This window comes from Hymenobacter sp. HDW8, from assembly GCF_011305775.1.
Lineage (GTDB): Bacteria > Bacteroidota > Bacteroidia > Cytophagales > Hymenobacteraceae > Hymenobacter > Hymenobacter radiodurans.
Genome location: NZ_CP049907.1, coordinates 4,212,419 through 4,235,752 on the forward strand (window position 1 = coordinate 4,212,419; position 23,334 = coordinate 4,235,752).

The following is a 23,334-nucleotide window of genomic DNA, read 5'->3' on the forward strand; positions in this document are numbered from 1 at the left end:
AAGCTTTTTCTACACTATTTCCAGGCTGTCAAAAATTATTTTAAGGTAAGATTTCACTATCTACTTGACTATTAATATTGTATATTTAATATGTTGATAGTGGCTATAAATGAGGTATTTGCGATAAAAATTGGTGTCTGTTGAGCTTGGGTGGAGTTTTTGACTGTCTTCCTCGTTACCGCTTGTCTTACTAAGATCCAGGCTTAAAAGCCTGGGTGGTATCAATTTTGACAGAAATTATATGAAACCTTATAGAGAGTTGTGAGTAAAAGGACATAAAATCACTAAATAATATAGAAATATGTGCTTTTTACTGGATTTACTAAAGTTGCATAACGGAATATTATTGTTGTATTAACAAAATATTATCTTTTTACGGTAAAAAGTTATAAAAAATATTGTTTTAACTACAGAATGCTTTTACTTTGCATGCGTACAAGACCATCAAACACCACTTCCTCATTGCCTACTGCCTACTTGTACTAACTCATGGAACGCTACAAACACTACACTGATGCATCGCGCATCATCTTGCCCGTGGTGGACGTGCTCATCATCTTTGGCGCTTTCCGTCTCACCGGCTTTTTTATATTCGATAGCTGGGAGTTCACCAGCTATTATCCTTTCTTCTTCGCTATTTTCGGATTGTTGTGGTGGATTCTGTCGAAGGAGTATGCTAACATATATCGCATAGACCGGCTGATTACCTATCCCGAGAAGCTCCTGTATCTGATTCGTACCTTCCTGATCCATGCCAGCCTTGTACTGGCCGGCGCAATGCTGTTCGATACGGAGTGGCTGATGGTACGCTACATTGTATTAGTCTACTCTCTATCAGTTGTAGGTGTAGCGCTTGGTCGGTTTCTGCTGGCTTTTGGCTACCGCTTATACTGCACGCATATCGCTCGGGCTCATACCCACTTCATTATTGTAGGTACAGGCAATAGCGGTCAAGAATTACAGCGCTTTCTTGAGTCACACGACCCAAGCAACAAGTTCCTGGGCTTCTTCACTGATGAGAAGGTTGCTGACCATCTTCAATCACTCGTAAAAGGCTCTATTGCAGACCTAAAGGAGTTTTGCTCTAAAACGCAGGTAGATGAAATCTACTTCGCAATGCCGCTTGATCAGCGTGATCTTATTGAAGACCTGTCACGCTTCGCCGACGACCACTTCCTTTCCTTCCGTATCGTGCCCGACTTTAGTGGTACTGTTCGCCAGGATGTGAATGTGTACTTCTACGATCACATGCCCATTCTCACTATTCGGAATGAGCCTTTGGGAATGCGTACCAACCAGGCAATGAAGCGTCTGTTTGACATATTCTTCTCCTTGACAGTTATCGTCACCGTGTTTCCAGTAGTGATGGGAATTTTAGGGTTGTTGATCAAACTCGACTCTCCCGGCCCGATCTTCTTCAAGCAACTGCGTCCTGGCAAGCGTAACCAACTGTTTCCTTGCTACAAGTTGCGCACGATGCAAGCTAACCATGGCCAAACGGAGTTGCAGGCTACCAAAAACGATATGCGGATCACTCGCATTGGAAAGTACCTGCGCAAGTATAATCTTGATGAGTTACCTCAATTCTTCAACGTACTGATGGGGCAGATGTCGGTGGTAGGCCCTCGCCCCAACATGCTCTCGCAACTGGAAGAATACTCTAAGCACATCCGTACATATCAGATGCGTCACGCTGTAACCCCAGGTATCACGGGTTACGCCCAAGTAAATGGCTACCGTGGCGAAACCCGCGAGGCTGGTACCATGGAAAAGCGTGTCGAGTATGATCTGAAGTATGTGCAGAACTGGTCATTTGGCTTGGACATGAAGATCATCTTCCAGACAGTTTGGAATATGGTTCGCGGCGAGAAAAACGCATACTAAACCATCGCTGGGGGGCAAATTTCGCCCGTGTATCCAACTACTATCACTTTGCGTAAAGGCCCCTGCCCCGTTCGTACGACTATCGTCGGGAACTGTGACAGGGGCCTTTTCTTATAACTTCTGATTTTCGCTCCCGCCGGGCATTGTCTCTTACTAATCACAAATTACCCATTGCCACTTCCCGCTCTACCACGCCAACTTGTCTTGGATACTCGTATCTCGACGGGCAACCGGACTGACTTTATAGATACGATCCTGCAACTCGGTGCTGCGCGTTCGTCTGCTTACGTCTGCTTTGCCAACGTACATATGTTGGTAGAAGCCCACAACGATCCTAGCTTTCGTAAAATATTGGATGGTGCCGCCATTGTATCACCCGATGGCAGCCCCGTGGCTGCAGCCGTGGGCTGGTTTCATGGTCAACAGCAGGAACGCGTAGCAGGCATGGATCTGTTACCTGCCTTACTTGCTGAGGCAGCTCAACGCAACCAGTCCGTTTATTTTTATGGCACTACCGAAGAGGTATTGGCTACTATGGTCGCCCGCGCCCGGCGTGAATTGCCTACCCTACGAATTGCCGGCACACATTCGCCGCCCTTTCGCCCACTTAGTCCTGAGGAAGATGCTGCGGAAGTAGCCGCCATCAACGCCGCCGACCCTGATCTAGTTTTTGTGGCGTTAGGCTGCCCACGCCAGGAACGCTGGATGGCTAATCACCAAGGACAAATTCGTGCCTGTATGCTGGGAGTAGGACAAGCTTTCCCAGTGTATGCGGGCCTAGAGCAGCGCTTGCCAACGTGGGCGCGTAAGCTATGGCTGGAGTGGGCTTATCGGCTGTGGCTAGAGCCAAAACGCCTGTGGCGTCGCTATTTAGTCACCAATTCACATTTTCTATACTTGATGGCGCAGCGGACCATATTTCGGACTGGAAATAACCTGAAAGCCGCTTCCTAAGAGACGTATTCACTTCACAACCGAAACTTGAGGAGATGCCATTCATACTGGAATAGATTAAAATACAAGTCTTGTATTATTTATTATAATTATATAAAGCATGAGTAAGTAAATTAGCAAGGTCATTCCGTGATGGAGTAATATTTGCTAATTTCTTATCTATCTCTTTCTCTTACTTTATTTCTCATGCAAGCAGTTATACTCGCAGGTGGCTATGGTACTCGTATCAGCGAGGAAAGTGGCGTCCGACCGAAGCCAATGGTGGAAGTGGGCGGCAAGCCAATTCTGTGGCATATTATGAAGATATATGCCCACCATGGTATCACTGATTTTGTGGTGTGCTGTGGCTATAAAGGCCATCTGATCAAACAGTACTTCGCCGACTATTTCCTGCATAATGCCGACGTAACATTTCGTTTGGACCGCAACGAGATGACTGTGCACCGCAACCGCGCTGAGCCTTGGACGGTGACTTTGGTCGATACAGGCGAGGAAACCATGACTGGGGGGCGTTTGCGCCGAGTACGCGATTATCTGGACGGCAACACTTTTTGCCTAACGTACGGTGATGGCGTGAGTGACGTGAATGTTCGTGAATCCATTGCTTATCATCGGCAGCAGGGTGCCTTGGCTACGCTCACGGCTGTACGCCCACCCGGCCGTTTTGGCGTCTTCAACCTTACGGAGGATAGTAGCCTGATTTCAAACTTCACTGAAAAGCCCGAGGGTGGAGAATCACCGTGGATTAACGGAGGATTTTTTGTCCTAGAGCCACAAGTACTAGATTACATCGAAACCGATGCAACGGTGTGGGAAAAAGGCCCCCTGGAGCAGTTGGCAGCAGATAATCAATTGGTTGCCTACCGTCATACCGGCTTTTGGCAACCCATGGATACCTTGCGCGACCGTAACTTGCTGGAGGAAATGTGGGCCGCTGGTAAAGCGAAGTGGAAAGTATGGAATGATCATCCTACTACCAGCCATGTTGTTAGTACTTCAGGGCATGAGCACTATGTAGGTCAGCCTCCTTTGTTAATTAAATAAGTTATTGAGCACCAAGCGCAGAGCTACTGGATAGTGCTCAATTTCTAACTTGATATATGAAACCGCAACGCATTCTCATTACTGGTAATATGGGCTACGTAGGGCCCGGCGTCGTGCGCCACCTGCGTCGGGAGTTTCCTGCGGCTGAGCTGATTGGGTTTGACATGGGTTTCTTTGCTCATTGTCTTACCGGGGCAGGCCGCTTGCCTGAATCGCGACTTGACCGGCAACATTTTGGTGACGTGCGCGACTTGCCCACAGAGTTACTTCAAGGTGTTGATGCCATCGTGCATCTGGCGGCGATTTCCAACGACCCGATGGGCTCAGCTTATGAGGAGGTAACCCTAGCTGTAAACTATCAGGCTGGAATTGGACTGGCGCAACGGGCTAAAGAGGCTGGTGTGCGTGCGTTTGTATTTGCCAGCAGCTGTAGCATGTATGGAGCCGGAGGCGAAGGAGCCAAAACAGAGACATCTACCCTGAACCCACTCACCGCTTATGCACGCTCTAAAGTGCTAAGCGAGCAAGAGTTAGCGCCCTTGGCTGATGATAATTTTTGTATTACCTGCCTGCGCTTCGCCACTGCCTGCGGGTGGAGCGATCGGTTGCGATTAGACTTGGTCGTCAATGACTTTGTGGCTGGTGCAGTAGCTGCGGGGGAGATCAATATTTTGAGTGATGGCACACCTTGGCGTCCGCTTATTCATGTGCAGGATATGGCGCGGGCTATTGAGTGGGCCATTAGTCGGGAAGCGGACAATGGTGGCGATTTTCTGGCTGTAAACGCGGGTTCTGATCAGTGGAACTATCAGGTACGTGAGTTAGCAGAGGCAGTAGCGGCTGCCATTCCTGGTACTGCTGTTAGCCTGAACGCTGCTGCACCGCCGGATAAGCGGTCGTATCGCGTCGACTTCAGCTTGTTTCGACAATTAGCCCCCAGCACCAGCCTCAACGTACTTTACCCGATACCATAGCGGAACTGCGGGATGGGTTGATGAGCATGGGCTTCCACGATACCAGCTTCCGCTCGTCACAACTCATGCGACTACAAGTGCTTGCTGCCCTGCGTGAAAGCGGACAGTTAACTGCCGATTTGGAATGGGCTGATACAGCCGTTGTTACGGAGTCTGCGGACGTTTAAGCTTTTTATTACCAAGGCCTCAAACGTTATTGTTGTTGAAGGCTTTCATACGCATAAGTAATGATCTTTACCGAAACTAAGCTAGCCGGCGCTTTTATCATCGATATAGAGCGGTTATCGGATGAGCGAGGTTTTTTTGCTCGTACGTGGTGTGAGGATGAGTTTGCCGCGCATGGTATTCATCAGCCGCCTCTACAGTCGAGCGTATCATCAAATCCCAAGCGCGGTACTTTGCGGGGTATGCATTATCAAATTGCCCCCACGGCGAGAGCAAGCTTGTGCGCTGCACAAGGGGGGCATTTATGATGTGATTGTGGATATGCGTGAACAGTCGCCTACGTATGGGCAATGGGTAGGAGTGGAGCTGACCGCCGATAACTTCCGTATGCTATTTGTGCCCGAGTATTTTGCGCACGGCTTCATCACACTGCAAGACAACACGGACGTTTCGTATCAGATATCGGCCAAATACACGCCTGGCGCTGAGCGGGCTTTACGCTGGAACGATCCGGCTATTGGGATTGAATGGCCTTTTGAACCTGTGCTGCTTTCAGAAAAAGACCGTATTCATCCGGATATTCAGATGGCGGTCAAGCTGTAAAATGGAAGGGTAATGCTGATAGGCTTTACCCACCGTTATAGGTCGACCATCAAACTGCAATTGAAATAGAATCTGTGTCGCTGAGTTACTTTTTTAGATCCTAAACGAATTTTTTTGCCCCGCCTTATGGGAATATCTACTCCATCATCCACTGCTTCTGCCTTGTCCACGCCTAATAACGCAGTTGAAGACGCTCACCCTGAATTCGCACCACCGCCCGCTAGTCCGTGTCGTTTCTGTGGTACGCCGCTTACCCACACGTTTGTCAATTTGGGCACATCGCCTCTGTGTCAGAACCACGTGCGGCCATCTGAATTCAATATGGCTGAGCCCTTTTACCCGTTGCATGCCCGCGTGTGCAATGAGTGTTTCTTGGTGCAACTTGATGAGTTTGTGAGCCCCACAGAGGTTTTTAACGATTACGCTTACTTCTCTTCTTATTCAGTATCGTGGCTGCGTCATGCGCAGCGTTACACCGATATGGCTGCGGAGCGGTTTGCTCTTGATTCCAGTAGCTTGGTAGTGGAAATTGCCAGCAATGACGGGTATCTGCTCCAGTATTTCGTGGAAAAAGGCGTCCCAGTGCTAGGAGTGGAGCCCGCTGCTAACGTAGCAGAATATGCTCAGGCAAAAGGCATTAACACGATGGTGCGCTTTTTCGGGCGCGATACGGCACAGCACATCGCAACAACGGTGGGGCAGGCCGATTTGCTGCTAGGGAACAACGTGTTGGCTCACGTGCCTGATATCAATGACTTTGTGGGAGGAATGCAGGTGCTGCTCAAGCCCGAAGGTGTCATCACGATGGAGTTTCCGCACCTGCTGCGCCTGATCGAGGGAAATCAGTTTGATACGATTTATCACGAGCATTTCTCTTACTTATCCTTTAACACGGTAGAGCGCATTTTCGCCCATCATGGCCTTACGTTATTTGATGTGGAGGAGGTGCCAACCCATGGTGGATCGCTACGCATTTTTGCCCGTCACACCGCTAACGAGGCCCAGTCGGTAACGGAGCGGGTTGCTGAGCTTCGGGAACGCGAAGTAGAAGCCGGCATCCTTGATTTGGCTTTGTATGCGGCCTTTGAGGAGAAGACAAAAGAAACCAAGCGTAAGCTTTTGGATTTTCTAATTGAGGCCGCTCGCGAGGGCAAGAAAGTAGCCGGCTACGGCGCGCCCGGCAAGGGCAATACGCTGCTCAACTATTGTGGTATTCGTACCGATTTCATGGAATATACGGTCGATTTGAGCCCCCACAAACAGGGTAATTTCCTTCCCGGTACGCGTATTCCTATTCTCCACCCCAATCATATCAAGCAAACCAAGCCTGACTATGTACTGATTCTGCCCTGGAATCTGCGGGAAGAAATTATGGAACAAATGGCGGAGGTTCGTAGCTGGGGGGGCAAATTTGTAGTGCCCATTCCCGAGGTCAAGGTTTACGATTAAGGTACCTAATGGCAGCAGAGAGGCTGGGGAGATAGGAGTAATAGAAGTTGAAAAAAGCCCCCAGCTTCTCTGTAAGGAGCTTCCGACTTAAGGTAGCGTTCAACTCACATTTGCTGTTTCTGCGCATGACTTCTCCACTATCCAAAAAAGCCCCCAGGCTCCCTCAACCGTTGTAGAAAGCGCTGAGCAGCCAAGAACGCCGTTTGGATTGATGGAGCGGTTGTTTCCTATTTGCCGCAGTATCACCGGCAATGGTGTGCGGGAAACATTGAGTATTCTGCGTGAGTATCTGCCCGAACTAGTCATTCATGAAGTGCCCAGCGGTACACCCGCACTCGATTGGACGGTTCCGGCTGAATGGAACATCCGGGATGCTTGGGTGAAAAATGAGCAAGGGGAGCGGGTTATTGATTTTCAGCAGCATAACCTGCATGTGCTCAATTACAGTACGCCCGTGCAAGGTTGGTTTACGCGCGCTGAACTGGACGAGCATTTGTTCTCGCTGCCTGATCAGCCCGACCTTATCCCGTATCGTACCTCATATTATCAACCCAATTGGGGTTTTTGTCTGACTCATCAAGCACGCCTGACTCTTCCGGATAGTCGTTATGAGGTATGTATTGATAGTACGCTAGACTCTGCGGGTGCCTTAACCTACGGGGAGCTATTACTGCCTGGTAGCAGCGAGGAGGAAGTGCTAATCTCCTGCCATTGCTGTCATCCGTCGCTCGCTAATGATAACCTCTCGGGTATTGCGGTGGCTACGTTCTTGGCGCGGCACTTAGCGGAGCAGTCGCGCCAGTATTCGTATCGGTTCGTGTTCATTCCTGGCACTATTGGCTCCATTACGTGGCTAAGCCGAAATACTGAAACCGTTCAGCACATTCAGCATGGATTGGTTGCCACGCTGTTAGGTGGCCCTGGTAATTTTACCTATAAAAAATCGCGCCGCGGTGCTGCCGATGTTGATCGGGCCGTGGCTGTAGTGTTGCGCGATTCGCGTTTACCGCACGAGATACGCGCCTTTTCGCCCTATGGCTACGATGAGCGGCAATATTGCTCACCAGGTTTTAACTTACCTGTCGGTTGTTTTTCACGCACACCTTTTGGGGAGTTTGCCGAGTATCACACCTCCGCCGATAACCTCGATTTTGTGCGTCCCGAGCACCTGAGTCAAGCCATCGACATATTCAGCCAGGTGTGCAACGTGCTCGAAACCAATAGACGATACCGTAACCTAAGTCCGTATGGCGAGCCTCAATTGGGCCGTCGCGGCCTTTACAAAGGTGTTGGCGGTGGTACGGAAGGGGCCGATTGGCAGATGGCATTACTTTGGGTACTCAACCTTTCCGACGAAGAGCATTCTCTGCTTGCTATAGCGGAGCAATCTGGCTTATCCTACGGGCTGATAGAGAAAGCTGCTGCCGCTTTATTGGCCTGTGGCCTGCTCGCCCACGCTGCATAGAGCAGTCAGGTAAGTCTATCAAAATCATTTGCTTGTTGCTAAGTATCATCTGCTATGAATTCATCCGCTAAGCCAAACACAATAGCTGTAGACAATAGCCACGCCGAGCCGAGCTTTACTGCTTCTAAAGCTCTACAGGAGCGCTTTCACGCGGTAATTCCTGGTGGTAGTCACACGTATGCGAAGGGAGATGATCAATTTCCGGAACACATGGCGCCGTACATTGAGCGGGGCGCGGGCTGCCGGGTGTGGGATGTAGACGGCAACGAGTTTATCGAATACGGCATGGGGCTGCGCTCCGTCACGCTGGGGCATGCATTTGCTCCAGTAGTCAGTGCGGCTCAGGCCGAGATGACGCGGGGAATCAACTTTGGCCGGCCGGCCACCCTTGAGCTGGCAACCGCAGAGGAATTTCTGGACCTGACGCAAGCTGGCGACATGGTTAAGTTTACCAAGAACGGGTCCGATGCTACCAGTGCTGCCGTTAAGCTGGCCCGCGCCTATACAGGTCGCGATCTGATAGCCGTGTGTGCTGACCACCCATTTTTCTCGGTTGATGACTGGTTTATCGGTACCACAGCCGTTAGTGCGGGTATTCCAAAAGCTGTACGCGAACAGTCCCTGCACTTTCGCTACAATGATATCGCTTCCCTAGAGGCCTTATTTGCGGCTCATCCTAATAATATTGCGGCCACTATAATGGAGGTAGAGCGCGATGTGCCGCCGCTTCCGGGCTATCTGCAAGCCGTTCGTGACCTCTGCACCCAAAATGGAGTAATCCTGATATTCGACGAAATAGTGGCGGGTTTTCGCTCCCATATTAGCGGCGGACAAGGAGTACATGGGGTGCGGCCTGATCTGAGTGCTTTCGGCAAAGCACTTGGCAATGGTTTTTCGATTGCCGCTTTGACTGGCCGGCGCGAGTTGATGGAACTAGGTGGTCTGCGTCAGAAGGACCGGGATCGGGTATTCCTGCTTTCTACAACGTATGGTGCCGAATCACATTCACTAGCAGCAGCACGCACAGTCATGCAGATATATCGGCAGGAGCCAGTAATAGCACATTTAAACGAACAAGGTGAGCGACTGCGACAGGGATTACTGGCCGCCGTGCGAGATCATAATTTAGAGGACAACGTTCCCATTTTTGGGCAAAGCAGCTGCCTTTTTTATGGTTCACGTGATGCACAGGGACACCCTTCACAGGCTTTTCGCACCCTCTTTTTACAGGAAACATTGCGTCGCGGATTGTTGCTGCCCTCCTTTGTAATCAGCTATTCCCATACCCCAGCCGTAGTAGATACTACCATTGAGCGCGTGCATGCGGCCCTAGGGGTTTATCGCCGGGCTTTGGATGAAGGAATTGATAAATATTTAGTAGGCCGCCCAGTACAATCGGTGTATCGTGCCCGCAATTGATAATGTATGCGAATTCTTTTGCTTCATAATCGCTATCAGCAAGCAGGCGGTGAGGATGTGGTTTTTAGGGCAGAGCTAGAACTACTAAGGGCTCATGGCCACCCTGTCGATACCCTAGAGTTTGACAATGATAATATTCAGTCTGCGTGGGACAAACTGCTTACTGGTGCCCGAAGTCTATATAATCCGAGCAGTGCTCGATTGTTGAAGAAAACAATAGAGGATTTCCGACCCGATATCATTCATCTACATAATTTCTTTCCGGTTGGGTCGCCTTCTCTGCTCTACGCCGCCGCCGCCGCTGGTGTCCCCGTTGTGATGACCTTGCACAATTATCGTCTGATTTGCCCTAGCGCGATATTGTATACCGACGGGCAGATTTATGAGAAAAGTGTACATCAGCTGTTTCCCTGGGACGCAATCAAACGGGGTGTCTATCGAAACTCTCGCATGCAGACTGCTTCAGTCGCAGTTATGACTGGTGTGCATAAGCTGCTGGGTACTTGGCGTGAGAAGGTTGATAGATATTTGGTCCTTACCGATTTTGCCCGAAATATTATTATTAATTCTTCCCTTAAGCTGCGGCCTGAGCAAGTAGTTGTGAAAGTAAACTCAGTGCCTGATTGTGGAATTGGTCCGGCACAACGGTCAGCGCAACTGTTGTTTGTTGGTCGATTGACTCCGGAAAAAGGGATTCTTGTTTTATTGGATGCAGCTGAAAAGGGCAAATTTCCTTTGCATATAATTGGCGACGGCCCTCTGCGCGCTGAAGTGGAGGAATGGGCTGCCCGATGTTCGTTTATCACCTATACTGGTTTCAGCACGCGTGCAACGGTGGCACTAGCACTCCAGCACGCCCGCGCCTTGGTTGTAGCCTCAACATGGTATGAAGGAATGCCACTAGTAGTATTAGAAGCATTTGCCGCGGGTACCCCCGTAATAGCTTCGAGACTGGGCGGACTGGGCGAATTGATTCAACATGAAACCAACGGCCTGCATTTTGAAGCGGGTAATGCCGATAGTTTAATTACACAAGCCCAGCGGTTGTGCACTGACGCTGAGTTGGCCGCAACGCTTGGGCAAAATGCTCGGAAGTCATACGATACCCGTTACTCTCCAGAGCGCAATTACCAGCAGCTAGTTTCTATCTATCAATCAGTATTAACGGAGCGGACGGCCGCAAATGGAGTTAGAAAAGCGTTACATTCATAGCTGCCATATGAAGCTATATATCTAAAAAAGCCCCCAAATTCTTTTTGGGGGCTTTTTTGTATGAATGAAAACAGCTAGTTCGTAGATACCGACTCTCCCATTGACTGAGGCTCTGACTCCCATTCTGCCAAGGCATACACAGAAGCCAAGCCCTTATCCAGCGGAATAGAAGCTCGCCATCCCATGCCCGCTAGTTTGCTAACATCCAGAATTTTACGTGGTGTTCCATCGGGCATCAATGCATTGAAGCGCAACTTTCCACGGTAGCCGGTAATACGCTGAATTAAACGGGCTAAGTCGGCAATAGAAATATCTTCGCCTGTGCCTACGTTAATCGGTTCTGCGCCATCGTAGCGCAACATAAGGTGAAGGCAGGCATCGGCTAAGTCGTCAACATGCAGAAATTCGCGGCGGGGCGTACCGGTTCCCCATACTTCTACAGTCGGCGACTCATTCATGCGGGCTTCGTGAAACTTACGTAGCAACGCAGGTAATACATGCGAATTTTGAGCGTGGTAATTATCGTGGGGACCGTAGATATTTGTGGGAATGGCCGAGATAAACGAACAGCCATGCTGGCGGCGATATGCTTGGCACTGCTTTACTCCAGCAAGCTTAGCAATAGCATAGGGCTCATTAGTTTGCTCTAAAGGGCCAGAAAGCAAGTATTCTTCACGCAAGGGCTGCGATGCCAAACGTGGATAGATGCACGACGAACCTAAAAACAGGAGCTTCTGAACGTGATGCACATAGCTCTGCTGCAACACATTAGCTTGAATCATCAGATTATCATAGAGAAAATCAGATGGGTACGTACTGTTGGCATAAATGCCCCCCACATGAGCGGCAGCCAGGAAAACATACTCTGGACGTTCAGTGGCAAAAAAATCGGCAACTGCTGCTTGGTCGCGCAAGTCCAACTCTTGGGAAGTACGCATCACCAAATTTTGGTAGTTCGCAGCTCGCAGGCGGCGTTCAATGGCCGAGCCAACCATGCCGCGGTGACCGGCAATATATATTTTGGCAGATAACTCCATCGGAAAAACGTAAAGCGAAAGAAAAGAATGGTGAGGTTGGGTAGAAGAGGGAGCGTATTAGTTGGGCTGAAGCAGTACTTGCTGACCAGATTTAATTAAAGAAGTCTGACGACTGAAAAGGTGTAAGTCGTGCTGCACCATCTCTTGTATCAATAAGTGAAGGTTGTGACGGGGTTTCCAGCCTAATTGACGTCGCGACTTGCTAGCTTCGGCCAATGAGGGTTCTACGGTGTGTGCACGATAATAGGTTGAATCTATAGCAACAACCGTTTGACCCGGCATTAAAGCGTAATCGTTGTTGTGAGATGCTACAACGTAGCCAATCTCTTGAGTGTCATTACCCTGAAACACAACGTCCACTCCTAATTCAGCAAAAACCAATCGCACGAATTCACGCACAGTGGTCATAACTGTCGTAGCAATGACATAATCTTCGGGTATTTCCTGCTGTAACACGCGCCAGATAGCTTCCGCATAATCTTGAGGATAACCCCAATCGTGGCGTGCCTCTAACGAGTGGAGATACAGCGTGCCCTGTAAGCCGAGAGCGATGCGAACAGCGCCCTGAGTGATTTTGTGAACAAGCGTCGTTTCGCCACGACGCGGAAACTCATAGTTGAATAAATATCCATTGCAAGCATACAATCCGTAGGCCGCACGGTGTTTAGCAATTAGTTTGTGGGAAGAAAGTGCGGCTGTGGGAGAAGGAAAAAAAGTATGCTGAGATTTAGATTCCGACTCAATTACTGGCTGTGATGCAGTCTTCGTTTGTGGGGTCGCTGCTTGATAAACGCGTACGCTGTTAGCTAAGTTGCTAGCGCGAACAACTTCCAAAACTCGTAGTGTACAAAGGCCATTAACTTCCTCTGTATACTCCGGTGTCTCAAATGGTAATTTCATGTAAGACACTACTCCGAAATTGTATATCTCATCTGGCTGAATTTCTTGCACGAGTCGCGTGAGCGTGGCCGTATCAGTAAGGTCAGCATAATGCATATTAAAACTGCTATTATTCAGACAGCCAGCTTGATAAGATATATCCGCTTGCTCATAACTGAACAGGGAAGCATGCCTTTTGATTCCGTGCACTTCATAGCCTTTTTCTAGTAGTAACTGAGCTAAGGAGAAGCCATCTTGTCCCCTAATGCCCGTTATCAAAGCCCTTTTCATGTGCAGATGGGGAAACTATATAGTCTTGTTGTAAAGATTTATCAATAAATGTACTTGCAATATTTTATAGTGCAATAAATTACTGTAAAAATTAAATTAAATTATTGTCCTACTTAGCTAATGATTCATCATTAAATAACTGATCATTAGAATGTTGATCATAAATAATCTCTAAACAGCAAGAGACAGTTTCCTTACTCTATCTAATCAAAATACACATCATGGGGTTTTGTCCCCTGGGTAGAATCACAGTTATGTACTACTAGCTGCTATCCTGAACTTATTTATCGATTTAGAGCCCTGCCTTTTAGCCACATTTAGTAGATAGGAAGACGTAAAAAAGCCCGACCATTTAGGTCGGGCTTTTTTACGTCTTTACTAAGTGAGTGAACTAAAGCTATTTGGTCAATTTGATTGTTTTACCTGACAAACTTCCTGACATGAACATCAAATAGTATCGCCCAGTAGGCAGATTTAAAGCACTCATGTCAATGCTGCTTTGAGCAACCCCAGCACTAAAGCTGATGCTGCGTTTCTGAATTAGGCGACCTACCTGATTAAAGAGAGCAACATTCATCGTTTCAGCCGTTTTTAGTTCAGTCTGAATAGTTACTACATCTTCAAAAGGATTCGGAAATGATTGCGTGGAAACCGAGTTCGTGGTAGCTAGAGTAGTTGGTGGGCTGATTTGAGCTGGCGTGACGCCGGGAGCAGTCCAAACTTCAATACCCGAGATGTTGGCGTCGCCGCCAGAGCTTGCTAACCGTATGATTCCATCGGTAACGGTAACGGCTAACGGACCTATTTTATCCCAGTTACCAGCTGTACCGCTGTTATAATTGGTTAAGACAGTTTTATCGTTAAGTGCTAAGCTGAAACGCTCCGGCTTGTTGTCTTCCCATACATATACATATACACTATATACACCGTTAGGAACATTAGCCAGTTGCACCTTTACATTTCGACCACCCACTGAAGAGCGAAGCATTTGAGAACGTACAGGATCAGGATTCGAGCGTAGCTTGACATTCTGATTAGAGAATAAGGTGCCACTGAGTTGCAGGTTAGAGGCTCCATTGCTGGCTTCCCACTTATTGCCATCCAATATAATTGCCCCCCGTTAATATTTATCGCCCGATATAGTTGAGCTATGGCAGGAGCGGGCGTCGGGGATGGCGTCGGGGTAGGAGCCGGTGTGGGCGTCGGTGTTGGTGCGGGAGCGGGCGTAGGGGTAGTGGCCGGATTGATCGTGATTGAGGTAGCTGCGCTCGTAGTCGAAGCACCGGCATTATCGGTAGCGCGTGCCGTAAAAGCTACCGTGCCAGCGGCCGAGGCGATCCAGTTTAGCTGATAAGGAGCGGTCGTTACTTCCCCCAGCTTGGTGCTGCCCTGAAAGAACTCTACTTTCTGCACAGTACCATCAGCATCACTGGCTGTGGCCGTCAGCAGTTGATTCTGGCCTACGGTCAGGGTATTCGTGGGCACTGTCAGGGCAATGCTGGGAGCCACATTTGGGGCCGGAACTGGCGCAGGGGCTGGCGCAGGCACTGGTGCTGTAGTAGATTTCCAGATTTCTACTCCCGAGATATTCGCATTATCGGTACCAATAGCACGAATGCTCAGCTGACCATTGGTAACTGCTGCCGCGTATGGCCCTAGGCGAGTCCAGCTTCCAGCTGAACCACTCACAATATCACTCTGAACTACTTGACCTTGTACACTGACATTGAAACGCATGGAGAAATTATCTTCCCATACATATAGGTACACGAAATAGGTGCCGCTAGAAACATTCGAAAATTCGATACCTGCGTTCCGGCTTCCTATGGATGAGCGAATCATCTGAGTGCGTTCCACATCAGTTGATGGATTGAGCGTAACATTCTGGTTTGAAAAGTACTCTCCATCAATACTTACGTTGGATGCGGAGCTGCTGGCCTCCCATTTATTACCGTCTAATGTAAGGGCGTTGCCATTGATATTGATTGCCCGATAAAAGGCAGCGTTAACAGGTGCAACGGGGGCTGGAGCAGGCGTCGGCGTGGGGGCAGGGGCCTGCGCGGGGGGCGGATTGACCGTGATGGTGACGGCGGTGGCCATGGTGGTAGCCCCCGCGTTGTCGGTGGCACGGGCACTGAAGGCGACCGTGCCGGCCGTAGTGGCCGTCCAGCTGAGTTGATATGGGGCACTTGTCACTTCTCCGAGCTTGGCGCTGCCCTGGAAGAACTCCACCTTCTGCACCGCCCCGTCCGCGTCACTAGCCGTTGCCGTCAGCAGCTGCGACTGGCCCAGGGGCAAAGCTAGGTTGTTGGTTGGCGCCGTCAGCACAATACTGGGGGCCACATTCGGGGCCGGAGCCGGCGTAGGTGCAGCTACAATTAATCCCGGTGTTATATTCTGGTTCTTGATTTTCTCTAACCAAGAAGTCCATTCTGCCTGTTCCGTCTGGGGAGTAATAGGGTTCGGAAGAGAGGTGTTATTCCTATTGACATGAATGTTGCGAAACCAGGTGTCGTTTCTGTCCTCCCAATTCCCCTTCTTTATATAGCCAATTTGGTTATCATGCGCTGAGATATTGAAATAGTACTCATCGGTATCATTGCTGTTTGTGCTGTTCCAGGTATAGATACCAACATTAGCGGAGTTAAGGTATTGACCATCAACATAGCCACTTGAAACAACACGGTTATTATAGATTTCAATATCATGACCATTTGCTACCGCTATGCCATAGTTCAGCATGCTGACTACCTGGTTGTTGTAACACTTTACAAAACCACTGGCTTCTGCAAAAAAACTGGGATCACCATCGCCTAACAAAATGCCCCCCCCTGAATGGTTCGTCGCTGTTGCAGGAACTGGATATCCTCCTTGGATATAGTTGTTATGGATTAAGATTGGGCTGTCAGAAGTACCATTCGACTTGTAGATATTGATGTTGTCTTCGACGTAGCTTTTGTTCGGTGTATTTACTACTTCATTCCAAGCAATTTCCACCCCACGTATCCCCTGTACACCATTGAACTGTACAAATTGAACATGTTCTTTCCCACCATTCCGAGTACGACCATCGATATTACGTGCTTGGTTATACAGCACTTTAATACTTTGCTTCGCGCTCTTGTCACCTACATAGTTAGCTAAGTAGATACCAGAGGTTTGCTCCATGAAGTTGTGCTCCAGATGGGCGTTTTTGAAGTTATTCGCATCAAAAAAGCGTCCCTGGCGCACATTATCTATAGTGGGCGTAAGAGCTAGGCCACGCGTATTGCGAATGGTAACATCGTTATTCTGATAATGCGCTCTGATGAGAATGCCTGCGCTTTGAATATTAGAGTTCTCAATAATCACAGGCTCCGATGTCTCAATAGAAATGGCTGGTGTTTTGGAATCAAGACTCCGCCAGTTGCCCTTGTAAGTTCCTCCTTTGGTAATGGCGATCGGTCCATTGTAAACAACATCAGTTGACTGCCCCGAGGATACTGATGTGCCCGGCCCCAGCATCAAGAGTAGCATGATTGCAGAGGACAAACATTTGATGAAAGCTCCAGAGTAAGACTGCTTCATTAGTTTGAGTTTAAGTTATCTCTATTGATTTCTTTTAAAAATGGCAATCAAAGAAGATTTGCCCTTTGTTTAGTAGACGTTAAAACCTCTTGTGAATGAGAGGGCTTTATGATTCTATAATTGCATATAATATAGTGAGGCATAATGGATGTAAGGTTGCTGAACATAGCGTTAGAAAGAAGATTGTTAAATTTTTAATATTTTACAGTACTAGAAGTAACAACGCTTTTATAAATATAAATGATATAAACCTTCTTTAGCAATAATAGTGACAATTTTTTTTGAACAATTTTACTAGAAGTAAATGCGAATAGGATATACTTGACCAAGAATATTAAAAAAAAGCGTTTACATGCTTAATCGTTATCACCTATGTTAAATAAGTGCAAAATAAAAATAATAGGATTTTTACTATAAAATTTGTTTTTACAACTAAGCCCTTTTGATAAGTAAGCTTCCTCGGGCCAAGTAAGATTATTACTTGGTGCCTGCTTTTAATATTGGGGTTAATGATAGTAAAAAAGCCCCCGCGGGGCTCTCCCGTCGTTTGGAAGACGGGAGAGCCCCGCGGGGGGCTTTTTGGGGTTCTGTTATTTAAAAATACCTCTAGCGCCAGTAACCTAGAATCCGACGCATATACCCGTTAGCCAAGAAAAGTGGGAGATAAAGCGGCGGGCAATTGCGACGGGCAAATTGAGTGAAGTCGCGTAGGTTCGCACCACCTCTAATGCTGAACAGATGATTGTAATAATTACTTAAGCTCTTTCGCTTGCGGTTGTGCTGGTCGCCGCTTTCGTCAGGATATGTGCCAAGGCGAGCATCAAAATTCAAATATACCTCGAAGCCCGCTAAACGAGCTTGGTGTGTAAAGTCATAATCGGCATAGTAGTGGGGCAAAACATCGGCCGCAAATAAACCAATTTTATCAAATACAACGCGCGGAATCATTAACCCGCGGCCGGGTAAATTTTGACTAGGCCACTGTCCCTTGCGTTGATCTGGAGCCAGATCATCGAGCAGACGCCGAAAGCTACCCGTGCGCCAATCGAGCCAGCCCCCACTATAGATGGGCTCTTGCGTAACGGCATCCAACTCGTAAGCGCCATAAAGCGCCGGTGGCCGGCTGTCGGCGGCCTTTTTCATATTGGCTACAAAATCGGGGTAGACGATTACGTCGTTATTCATGGTCATCAACCATTCAGCGCCCTGATCTAAGGCGTAGCGTAAACCCAGGTTTACACCTGCAGTCCAGAATAAGGACCCGGAGCCAAAAAGCACCTTCACCTCAGGATAATCCTTCGCTAAAGTGGCCGCAGTACCGTCGGTAGAACCATCATCAACTATAACTACTTTAAAATCTTGGTCTGTCTGCTCCCGCAATGAGTCGAGGCAGGCAAGAGTAAAGGAAAGGCGATTGAAAACGGGAATGACAATATGGAGCATAAACAAAAAAACAGGGTTGCTGCGTGCTATTTAGCCTACAACGGAATAGTCAAGCGATTTGGATGCTGAAGGTTCACCTACCTTTTCAGTGCCATATAGTGGAAGAAGCTGGGACAGGGAGTCTTGCATAGAGTAATGCTCCTGCACAAAATTCCGACCGGCCATACCGTATTGCTGGCGTAAGTCAGGCCGGTTAATCATTTCTAGCAGAGCCAGGGTAAGTGACGGCACATTGGGTGGTACACATCGACCAGTCTTGCCCTCTATTACTAAATCACGCAGCCCGTAGACATCATATACTACTGCTGGTACGGCGCAACTTAAGGCTTCGAGCAAGGAGTTGCCAAGCCCCTCCAAGAATGAAGTCATCACAAAAACATCCGCCGCTAACAAAGCCTGACGGACATTATGCAGCTGACCTACAAACCTAGTAATATCATCTACCCCTAGCTGCTTAGCATGGTTTTGCTCGGCAAGATGTGTGATTCCTTCCCCTACATGTAAATAAAGTATAGGATGAGGTGTTTTCGAGCGCAAAGCAGCCAACGCTTCCAGCACAGCCCCATGATTTTTGTTTTCAGTGCAGCTTCCTACTGAAATTAGGACAACCGTATCATCAGAAATAGCAAAGTGTTGACGTGCTTCTGCCCTTTCGGCGGCGCTACGTGCTGGTATAAAGCGTTCCTCATCTAGCCAGTTAGGAACAAGCACTGTTGGGTTGTTGTAAGTTTCGGCCTCTACCAGAGCTACTGATGGTCCAATAGCGGTGAATGTAGTGCCGAGTAAGCGTCTAGCAATCCAGCGGTAAGTACCACGTCGGAGGCGTACTTCTCCTTTAAAATTGAAGGCGCTATGGACCGTTGAGACAAGACGTGGAATACCAGCTAACCTGGCTACGAGTAAATACCAGAAGAAATTTTGCTCTGTGTGGTTATGAATTACAGTAAACTCCTTCTCCTTAAGAAACAGGTACAGATTCCACCAATGAGAGATTGACCACTTGGAGAAAGGCCGGTGGTATACTGTAAAACCAGCGTCTTCCAAAGTAGAAGCATAATCTCCTACTGTAGCACCGTCGGCTATTATATGCTGATTATAACCTTGTGCATGCACAGTTGGAGCAGCTAATCGCAACATCACTTCAGCCCCGCTAAAACGTAGCGAGTGTAATATGTGCAATACCTTTGGAGCAGGCAGGGTAGAAGAAGCCATAAAAAGGGAGTGTGCTGAGCGTTCAGGAAGTATCCATAGGACGATACTACCTCAAATAATATTCTATTGAGCGTCTAGCATTAAAATAGCGCAGCCACTGAGCGCAAGCGAGCCATTATCTTATCGCGAAGAGTGCCGCGTAGCTCTCGATAATCGGAAACTGTATCGCGGATCACGAAGCTTGGATGACGCAATGGTCTGGGTATTGACTCAACGGGAAGATTGGCCCAAGGATGAGAGCTATTAAAAGTATGGGTAGCTTCTCCTCCAAAGCCAATGTTGCTTATCAAGTTGACGTTGGGCATTACACTCAAACCTGACTGCACAAGCAGAGTAAAAGACCACTGATAATCCCAAGTGTCAAGCTGACCATTATGGGTAGCCCATAATGGATTCAGCATCATACGTGCTTCCAGAGGATTAAAGAATTGGCGCCACAAATAATTCTTTCGCTGAATTTCGGGCAACAACGGGGTCGCTGAGTTATAGTGGCGCCATGCTCTGCGCCACGTAGCCCAACCCCATATAGCAGCGTGCCTAGAGAAATAGTAAGAGTAATCGGAGTCGTGAACCCAACCGCGCATGATATTGCTACCATTGATATGCATTATTCGCGTATCATCACGGTAATGGTGCAGGAGGTCATCACAGTAAGTGAAGAAAGTGGGATGCGGTAAGCAATCATCCTCCAAAATAATTCCGGCTTCCTCATGTTGAAAAAACCAGTCGATAGCAGAACTCACTGCTTGGCGGCAGCCAAGGTTCTGTTCACGAAAAAGGGTATGTACAGTACAGGGCCAATCCACTCCATTTATAACTAAGCTGCGCACAGCCTCACAAGCTGCCGCCTCACTTGGCCGGTCTGCTCGGGCACCATCAGCAGCGATGTATAAGCGTGGGGGGCGCGCAGCACGAATACCAGCAAGTACCTGCTCCGTAACGTCGGGGCGATTGAATACCAGAAACAAAACTGCCGAGCGAGGTGCTGAACCGTTCGTCGTGTCGGCGGAATGAGCAGAAGAGTTGACGAGCATAGAATCAAGCTGAATAATGAACGGCCGGTTCAGCCTGAGGATGGCTGTTGACAAGAGGGGTTGATCCCTCATTTTCTGCTTCAGGGGTAGCAGCAATAGCCGCTAAGGTTTTGATACGGACAAAACCAAAGCCTGCCAAGCCATAAAAATAAGGGGGTAAGCTGTACGAATAGCCATACACCAAACTAGTGCCAATGAAAATGCACCACGTCAAAGTTTCCGGATCCATGGCAGGGCGCTTCAGCAGTTGTAGCAGTGCATATAGCTGAGGCATTGATAAGAGGAGCAACCCTATGACTCCAAGGTAGAACAGGGCGTCAATATAAAAGCTGTGTAAAAAGTGACCGTGGCCATCTGGAAAAACGACTAAAGTTGGTTGGTCAGGATCATAAAATTGGATTGGTAGTTCAAATCCTTTAAACCGCATGCCAGCTACCGGATGTTGTTCGATAAAAGGCCAATACGATCTTGCCTGTTCGGCTCGCCACCCACCCGTACCTTGCTTGTCGTGATTCTCGATATCGGCTATATCGTCTGCGATTTTGGTTAAAATCTTAGGATTTGAGACGGCTAATGTTGTAAGCGCCAAGAATAGCAATACAGCGGGAATGCCTAACAGAGGCAACAAAGCCTTGAAATTTAAACGTTGACGCGCTGCCCCAAATAACAACACTAGGTTGATTGCCAAAGACGCAATGGAAACCACCCATACTGTGCGATGCTGAAAAAACAGAATAGCTACAGCAGCTACGAAAAATAGAGCGAGGTGAAGCGGTTTCAGCGTTTGCAGGTAAGTGTTGAAATGAAAAAGCAAAGGCAGCACCAACAGATAAACAGATGAAGCTACCAGTCCCCGTTCATGATTGACGAAGGCCCCCATGCTAAGGGCATCAGGATTGATAATACTTACGTTTAGGAGAAAAGCTACCCAGATCATTCCTATCAGGTCGGGTAGTGTAATACGTCCGACGACTCTGTATACTCCATACATGGCTGAGAGAGTAAACAGCACCATTACTTTCTGAAATACGTGCGGATACACCGCTGGTACGTCATAGTTTAAGTACGAATCAGCCATAAGAAGCCCTACACCCGCCAAAGCGCACCAGAACACATAGCGTGCAATTCCGCTTAGGTATTTATATAGAAGGATGCTCAGCGGTATACAGCCAGCAATAACCAAAGGGGGATACCCATCGAGTGGTGACGGTGCCGATTGTCCAAACTCGTCCATCTCAATGCGGCCCGTAATAAGGGTTGAGAAGAGAAGATCCAGTATTAATATGGACAGTAGTGGAAGAGCATATAGGAGCCGATAGCGTATTTTCATGTCAGTAATCGTGATAAGATTAGCCTAAAGAGACAAGACAGATACAGCTTGGGGGGCTTTTTGACCGAGTATACGATGGTATTGTTCCTCATAAGCTGCGGTCACGATGGGGATCGAGAACCGTTCTTGTACGCTCGTGATACCTTGTTGACTTAGTTGTTCATACTGTTTGGGGTGAGTCAGCAAATCGCACAATGATGTAGCTATTGCTGCTGGAGAATTGATATTAGTGAGTACCCCACGCTTTCCATGATCAAGCACCCAAGGAACTGCACCTGATTTAGCCCCGGCTACCACTGGCACACCCGCTTGCATGGCTTCGATAAGCGTCATCCCAAATGACTCTTCGCGTGATGGATGCAACATTACGTCGAAACCAGGCAGAAGGGTTGTTATCTCACGGTGCGAGGCTTTACCGGCAAAGTGTACCCCTTCAGCAACCCCATGCGACTCGGCCCAGCGCTGAGCAGGCCCATTTACACCATAATCAGAGCCGTATAACCAATATTCCGTATCGGGACCTAGCTGCTGACGCACCTCACGAAAGGCTAACAGCGCTGAGCTTACGTTCTTACGAGACGACCACTCAGCAAGCATCGACACAATACGGCGTCGCGGACCGGCCGGAAAAGTGTGCGGATAGCCTGAGGCCGGCCATACGGCATTCGGTATTACAACTGGCTGACGGGTAGCACTCTTTAGTGCATCGGCTAAGTACGGAGAAACAGCAGTGAAGTTTTTACCCTGTCGTAATACCTTCAATTTCAGGAGCAATCGCGCCACCCGATAGGCATCGGGTACATACCGCAAAATGAGCCAAGGATCATCATGCAGAGTAATTAGATGAGGATAACCACTCATTAAGGCACCAAGCGCAAACTCGTATCCCCAGTGAGCATGCACCATGTCCGGTTGATCTTGATCTATGAAGCGAGCTAACTCCTTGCCCTCTTGCTTAAACAGGTCGAAACAGCGCTCGCGGGGGCGGGGGCGGAAGTGGCCTATGTAAATAGTAAGCTGGCCTCCACGTAGAATTACTGGTGTGGTTACATTAGGATCTAAAGAGTAAATAGATACCTGATGACCAGCCTCCAGCAATCCTTGTACTAATGGCGTAATAGCGCTTCCCCCATCCCGCTAGGGATGATATCATCTGCTTTTACGTTCAAATGCGAACGTAGCGCATTGACATCAATGGTGGTAGAAAGCCCGATTTTCATAGCAAGGGAAAAAGCAAAGGTCAGGTAGCTGGTGCCGGCCGAAAAAGTAGCCGCTTTGCAATAAGCAATAAGCGTGGAAGCTTCGTAGCCAGCGTCAGTAAGCGCCGTGGCCGCCATACGGGATGCGGAACACCCAGATAGCTACCTAAGTA

At 48.4% G+C, this 23,334-nt stretch carries 18 protein-coding genes and 1 pseudogene; 9 read left to right on the forward strand and 10 right to left on the reverse strand.

The features are described from left to right. The first annotated feature begins 489 nt into the window (after window positions 1–489). The 9 genes and pseudogenes from G7064_RS18075 (at window position 490) to G7064_RS18115 (ending at window position 11,169) form a co-directional block, all read left to right on the forward strand. A complete protein-coding gene (locus tag G7064_RS18075) occupies window positions 490–1,884 on the forward strand; it encodes an exopolysaccharide biosynthesis polyprenyl glycosylphosphotransferase (protein ID WP_166074672.1) in 1,395 nt (464 codons plus the stop codon). A gap of 204 nt (window positions 1,885–2,088) precedes the next feature. Beyond that, window positions 2,089–2,838, forward strand: coding sequence for a WecB/TagA/CpsF family glycosyltransferase (locus G7064_RS18080; RefSeq protein ID WP_240935567.1), 750 nt, complete (start codon window positions 2,089–2,091; stop codon window positions 2,836–2,838). 186 nt (window positions 2,839–3,024) lie between these two features. Further along, complete coding sequence (rfbF, locus tag G7064_RS18085; protein ID WP_166074674.1) at window positions 3,025–3,882, forward strand: glucose-1-phosphate cytidylyltransferase; 858 nt, start codon at window positions 3,025–3,027, stop codon at window positions 3,880–3,882. A gap of 56 nt (window positions 3,883–3,938) precedes the next feature. Then, entirely contained in the window at window positions 3,939–4,856 is a 918-nt protein-coding gene (locus tag G7064_RS18090) for an NAD-dependent epimerase/dehydratase family protein (protein ID WP_240935569.1), read from the forward strand. 227 nt (window positions 4,857–5,083) lie between these two features. Beyond that, window positions 5,084–5,624, forward strand: a pseudogene (locus G7064_RS18095) (dTDP-4-dehydrorhamnose 3,5-epimerase family protein). A 126-nt stretch (window positions 5,625–5,750) separates the two neighbouring features. Continuing rightward, window positions 5,751–7,073, forward strand: a complete 1,323-nt coding sequence (locus tag G7064_RS18100; protein ID WP_166074675.1) for a class I SAM-dependent methyltransferase — start codon at window positions 5,751–5,753, stop codon at window positions 7,071–7,073. Window positions 7,074–7,284: 211 nt separating this feature from the next. Then, window positions 7,285–8,538, forward strand: a complete 1,254-nt coding sequence (locus G7064_RS18105) for a DUF4910 domain-containing protein (protein ID WP_166074676.1) — start codon at window positions 7,285–7,287, stop codon at window positions 8,536–8,538. A gap of 54 nt (window positions 8,539–8,592) precedes the next feature. Continuing rightward, window positions 8,593–9,957, forward strand: coding sequence for a glutamate-1-semialdehyde 2,1-aminomutase (locus G7064_RS18110; RefSeq protein ID WP_166074677.1), 1,365 nt, complete (start codon window positions 8,593–8,595; stop codon window positions 9,955–9,957). Window positions 9,958–9,963: 6 nt separating this feature from the next. Continuing rightward, window positions 9,964–11,169 carry a glycosyltransferase family 4 protein gene (locus tag G7064_RS18115; protein WP_166074678.1) on the forward strand — a complete coding sequence of 402 codons (1,206 nt, stop codon included), beginning with the start codon at window positions 9,964–9,966 and terminating at the stop codon, window positions 11,167–11,169. 74 nt (window positions 11,170–11,243) lie between these two features. Here G7064_RS18115 and G7064_RS18120 read toward each other — a convergent pair whose 3' ends face one another. The 10 genes from G7064_RS18120 to G7064_RS18165 form a co-directional block, all read right to left on the reverse strand. Then, a complete protein-coding gene (locus tag G7064_RS18120) occupies window positions 11,244–12,206 on the reverse strand; it encodes a GDP-L-fucose synthase family protein (RefSeq protein ID WP_166074680.1) in 963 nt (320 codons plus the stop codon). A gap of 57 nt (window positions 12,207–12,263) precedes the next feature. Next, window positions 12,264–13,376 (reverse strand): GDP-mannose 4,6-dehydratase, encoded by a 1,113-nt coding sequence (locus tag G7064_RS18125; protein WP_166074681.1) that lies wholly within the window; start codon window positions 13,374–13,376, stop codon window positions 12,264–12,266. Between the two features lie 397 nt (window positions 13,377–13,773). Then, window positions 13,774–14,364 carry a T9SS type A sorting domain-containing protein gene (locus tag G7064_RS18130; RefSeq protein ID WP_133273525.1) on the reverse strand — a complete coding sequence of 197 codons (591 nt, stop codon included), beginning with the start codon at window positions 14,362–14,364 and terminating at the stop codon, window positions 13,774–13,776. Then, entirely contained in the window at window positions 14,331–16,907 is a 2,577-nt protein-coding gene (locus tag G7064_RS18135; RefSeq protein WP_166074682.1) for an Ig-like domain repeat protein, read from the reverse strand. Before G7064_RS18135 ends, G7064_RS18130 begins: the two co-directional genes overlap by 34 nt. Window positions 16,908–17,549: 642 nt before the next feature. Then, window positions 17,550–18,386: a glycosyltransferase family 2 protein gene (locus G7064_RS18140; protein WP_166074683.1), complete on the reverse strand. Its 837-nt coding sequence runs from the start codon at window positions 18,384–18,386 to the stop codon at window positions 17,550–17,552. 30 nt (window positions 18,387–18,416) lie between these two features. Further along, window positions 18,417–19,598, reverse strand: coding sequence for a glycosyltransferase (locus G7064_RS18145; RefSeq protein WP_166074684.1), 1,182 nt, complete (start codon window positions 19,596–19,598; stop codon window positions 18,417–18,419). Between the two features lie 80 nt (window positions 19,599–19,678). Then, entirely contained in the window at window positions 19,679–20,632 is a 954-nt protein-coding gene (locus G7064_RS18150) for a nucleotide-diphospho-sugar transferase (protein ID WP_166074685.1), read from the reverse strand. A gap of 4 nt (window positions 20,633–20,636) precedes the next feature. Continuing rightward, window positions 20,637–21,962: an O-antigen ligase family protein gene (locus tag G7064_RS18155; RefSeq protein ID WP_166074686.1), complete on the reverse strand. Its 1,326-nt coding sequence runs from the start codon at window positions 21,960–21,962 to the stop codon at window positions 20,637–20,639. A gap of 24 nt (window positions 21,963–21,986) precedes the next feature. Beyond that, window positions 21,987–23,060 (reverse strand): glycosyltransferase family 4 protein, encoded by a 1,074-nt coding sequence (locus G7064_RS18160; RefSeq protein ID WP_166074687.1) that lies wholly within the window; start codon window positions 23,058–23,060, stop codon window positions 21,987–21,989. A gap of 8 nt (window positions 23,061–23,068) precedes the next feature. Further along, window positions 23,069–23,299 carry a hypothetical protein gene (locus G7064_RS18165; protein ID WP_166074688.1) on the reverse strand — a complete coding sequence of 77 codons (231 nt, stop codon included), beginning with the start codon at window positions 23,297–23,299 and terminating at the stop codon, window positions 23,069–23,071. Between the last annotated feature and the right edge of the window lie 35 nt (window positions 23,300–23,334).

Bases quoted from the DNA above. Each gene is read 5' to 3' on its own strand.
- rfbF (WP_166074674.1), top strand. From the start codon at position 3,025: ATGCAAGCAGTTATACTCGCAGGTGGCTATGGTACTCGTATCAGCGAG.
- G7064_RS18125 (WP_166074681.1), bottom strand. From the start codon at position 13,376: ATGAAAAGGGCTTTGATAACGGGCATTAGGGGACAAGATGGCTTCTCC.
- G7064_RS18140 (WP_166074683.1), bottom strand. From the start codon at position 18,386: ATGCTCCATATTGTCATTCCCGTTTTCAATCGCCTTTCCTTTACTCTT.
- G7064_RS18090 (WP_240935569.1), top strand. From the start codon at position 3,939: ATGAAACCGCAACGCATTCTCATTACTGGTAATATGGGCTACGTAGGG.
- G7064_RS18145 (WP_166074684.1), bottom strand. From the start codon at position 19,598: ATGGCTTCTTCTACCCTGCCTGCTCCAAAGGTATTGCACATATTACAC.
- G7064_RS18120 (WP_166074680.1), bottom strand. From the start codon at position 12,206: ATGGAGTTATCTGCCAAAATATATATTGCCGGTCACCGCGGCATGGTT.
- G7064_RS18110 (WP_166074677.1), top strand. From the start codon at position 8,593: ATGAATTCATCCGCTAAGCCAAACACAATAGCTGTAGACAATAGCCAC.
- G7064_RS18115 (WP_166074678.1), top strand. From the start codon at position 9,964: ATGCGAATTCTTTTGCTTCATAATCGCTATCAGCAAGCAGGCGGTGAG.
- G7064_RS18130 (WP_133273525.1), bottom strand. From the start codon at position 14,364: ATGCTTCGCTCTTCAGTGGGTGGTCGAAATGTAAAGGTGCAACTGGCT.
- G7064_RS18100 (WP_166074675.1), top strand. From the start codon at position 5,751: ATGGGAATATCTACTCCATCATCCACTGCTTCTGCCTTGTCCACGCCT.
- G7064_RS18105 (WP_166074676.1), top strand. From the start codon at position 7,285: ATGGAGCGGTTGTTTCCTATTTGCCGCAGTATCACCGGCAATGGTGTG.
- G7064_RS18150 (WP_166074685.1), bottom strand. From the start codon at position 20,632: ATGCTCGTCAACTCTTCTGCTCATTCCGCCGACACGACGAACGGTTCA.
- G7064_RS18075 (WP_166074672.1), top strand. From the start codon at position 490: ATGGAACGCTACAAACACTACACTGATGCATCGCGCATCATCTTGCCC.
- G7064_RS18165 (WP_166074688.1), bottom strand. From the start codon at position 23,299: ATGGCGGCCACGGCGCTTACTGACGCTGGCTACGAAGCTTCCACGCTT.
- G7064_RS18155 (WP_166074686.1), bottom strand. From the start codon at position 21,962: ATGAAAATACGCTATCGGCTCCTATATGCTCTTCCACTACTGTCCATA.